This window comes from Lentilactobacillus rapi DSM 19907 = JCM 15042 (assembly GCF_001436255.1).
Classification (GTDB): Bacteria; Bacillota; Bacilli; order Lactobacillales; family Lactobacillaceae; genus Lentilactobacillus; species Lentilactobacillus rapi.
On record NZ_AZEI01000055.1, the window covers coordinates 1 to 3,215 of the forward strand.

A 3,215-nucleotide genomic window follows, 5' to 3' on the forward strand; every position below is an offset into this window, starting at 1 on the left:
TTCCTTTTTTGCAAAAGTATACCAAAACTCAATTTAGATCTCAAACAGTTTCTAAGGAACCTTTGGATATTAAGAGTATATTATTAAACAGTGATCACCCTATAACGCTTTCGGAAGCAATTGTATTAGGAGCATTGAATGAAAAGTATGTTGGTTACCAACCTGTCAGTACCTTTCGTCAAAACCAGATTGTACAGTTGTATAAAGAAAAATTATTTCATGCTAGTAATTGGAAAGCCCAAGTGAGAACGGAGTTAAATCAAGATCGCCGAGTAGATAAGGATGGATCTGTCCATGATGGATCAAGGTTTGCCGGTCGAGCCTTTAAGGCAATTAGAAAGGATGATCGTAATAATTTATATAAGCTCAAAGATCCCTCTGAAATGGACGAAAAAACCAGACAAGATTTTACAAAGATATATAATTTATTTAAATCTAAAACTATTCAGCAGAAAAAGATCCCGTTACACAACTTTCCCACACCATTAAAGATAGACGAAACTCAGAAAAACTATGATGATCAGGGTAAAGCAGAAAATTATTACTTTGATGACCAGTATTACGTTCCTGATTCCATTTCGATTCCTGAAAATATCTTCGTGATAGGCACAGTAAATGTTGATGAAACCACCTATACATTTAGCCCAAAAGTTCTTGACAGGAGTAATGTAATAGAATTTAATTCGGTTGATTTATTTCATGCATATGGATATGGACAATCGAAAAGTGAAATGACAGATTTTTCGGATAAGACAAAAGCTGTTCTAAATTTGAAGATTAGTCTGGCAACTAGCAAAGATACAAGAGAATTCATAAAAACATACCCGAGTCAATTTGAGACTTTAATTCAGATATTTCATATTTTGAGTAAATTTAATCGTCAATTTGGGTATAGAGTGTTCAATGAAATCAGCCTATTTGTGATGAACTATTGTGGAAATAACAGAGATAATCAGAATGCCGATGATGGCTTGGACATGCAAATTAACCAAAAAATATTGCCTAAAGTTAATGGATCTGCTGATGATGTACAAGAATTGTTAGAACAAATTAGAGAAGTTGTGCACGAACATAATTACTATCGAAGTGAATCTAAAATTAGCAGGATGTTAAATTCTCTTGAAACCACTGGATATGTAACTTATATTGAATAGGTGAACAATTTGAAAAATTTTAAAGCTTTTAAGTTCAAATCATTCGTTTTGTATACTGATAATGCATCTGATCTTGATTTGGTAAAACTTAAATCTCAAGATATTAATTCTGGCATTTCATTTGCCGAAGATACAAACGGAATTATACGTGATAAAAATGGTAACTTTCATATTTTTGAATGGAATGTTTATCATGTCTTTGGTTTGCAAGGGAACAAACTAAGTTCAGAAGATAACTTCTTCTCTGGCACGTTTAACAAAAATAATAATGGTACGATATTATTTAAGAACTTCGTGGGAACGGCATCATTTAAGGGACAAATATTATTAGTTGATTCAAAAAAAGTTAGAACACGCGATCTTGAAAAAAATATTAAAATGATTGAAAAACGAATAGAGAATTCTATACGTTTTAATTTTAATAGTAACGGCATAACTTCTGGAACTTTTCAACGTAGAAACAATGAGAAACATAATTTTTTTGAATTTATTAAGGTGTTTAATTTGATGAGAGATAATAAAGTTTTGCCTTACATCAGATATGTAGAGAAACATCCAAACAAACAGTTTTCTAAAACGGTTAATGAGATACCGTTATCTTCGGCTCAAAGCATTGATGATGATGGATTGATTGATATTTTTAGTGGTAGGTCGCAATTTCAAAAGGGATCGAAATTAAGTTTCTCAAGCCAGTTTAACGGATTTTATCCTCAAACAATAATTGCTCATGAGGACAAGACCATTATTGATACAGGTGAGAATCAATTTGTTAAATTCTTTTTGAAAATGCTTATATCAAAACTGGATGGTTTTATTCAAGATTTGAATAACATGAGGACAAATGATGGTACCATCACAATTGATAGTGATTTCATTAAGTCTGTTCAAAAAATGAAAATTTTATTACAACATGAGTTGGCTAATCCATTTTTTAATCAAATTTCGAAACTCACGTTTATAAATCAGGCTAGTACTACCTTAACTAAACAATATGGGTATAAACAATTATTTTATCAATACATCAATATTAAGAATGTACCTGTAGGTGCATTTGATGTTGAGTCTCTTATTGCCCTTTATGAAAATAAATCAGTGGATAAAATGTATGAATATATTTGTTTATTCAGACTTGTTGATATTTTGGGTTATATGTATAGTAATTCAAAAACAAATATAAAAACAGTTAACAATGGATACACAATTTCCCTTTCTGAAACTAATGGGGATATTCAATTTAACTTTTATGGACACAAGGGCCTACCTGATGCTATGTTAACATACCAAACTTCGTTTTCTCGTAAAAATAAAAAGTATAATACTTTTTCCATTAATTTACGCCCCGATATAACTTTAACAATTAAGACAAAAACAAAAGTGATATATTATCATTTTGACTCGAAGTTTAAAATTGGTTACGATGGTTCAAATAAAGACGAAGATATTGGTAAAATGCGTACGTATTGTGACGCAATTTCCAACACCAAAGGAGCATTTGTCCTTTATCCCGGGAAACAATTTAATATATATCATCGGCCTCGAGATTTTAGATTCCAAGGAGTTGGTGCCTTTCCTTTAAATGTAAATAGTAATATAAATGATAAGAAATTGGCAATTATTCTTGCCAAAATTTTGATCCATTATTCAGATTTATAATAATCAGATAGTGTGTCACTTTAATATCATGCCTGACTATGTATCGAGTATCATCAAAGATCTTGTACAGGTAAAATGTATTCTTACGCATCATATATGGATGATTTAAGATAGATTAAATGTAATACTTTCGAAACATGTCAACACCGACGTAAAAATGTAGTTTTTTACCGATTAGTTTTCGAGTGTCTCGCTGCTCCTTTCATCCTTGATTTGAGTTGGACCTAAAGGTCCTGGTCCTGAATCATCTTTTTTCTCAATTAAATGATCTTTCATCCGATATGAACGTCCTGTAATTCTGATCACTTTGGCATGATGGACTAAGCGGTCTAAAATTGCATTAGCTAACATCTGTCAAGGGCAGTTTAAAAATGTAGGTTTTCGGCAGAAAGAAATGTAGGTTTTCGG

2 protein-coding genes and 1 pseudogene are annotated in these 3,215 nt (G+C 31.4%); 2 read left to right on the forward strand and 1 reads right to left on the reverse strand.

Annotated features, from left to right (window positions below; all coding sequences use genetic code 11):
* Positions 1-1,154: hypothetical protein (locus FD12_RS13995; RefSeq protein WP_056982300.1), on the forward strand; the 1,154-nt coding region annotated here is incomplete at its 5' end.
* Positions 1,155-1,163: 9 nt separating this feature from the next.
* Positions 1,164-2,807 (forward strand): DUF2357 domain-containing protein, encoded by a 1,644-nt coding sequence (locus FD12_RS06860; protein ID WP_056982302.1) that lies wholly within the window; start codon positions 1,164-1,166, stop codon positions 2,805-2,807.
* Between the two features lie 174 nt (positions 2,808-2,981).
* On the opposite strand, the pseudogene FD12_RS14215 reads toward FD12_RS06860, so the two are convergent.
* Positions 2,982-3,155, reverse strand: a pseudogene (locus tag FD12_RS14215) (ATP-binding protein); the annotation flags it as partial.
* Positions 3,156-3,215 lie beyond the last annotated feature (60 nt).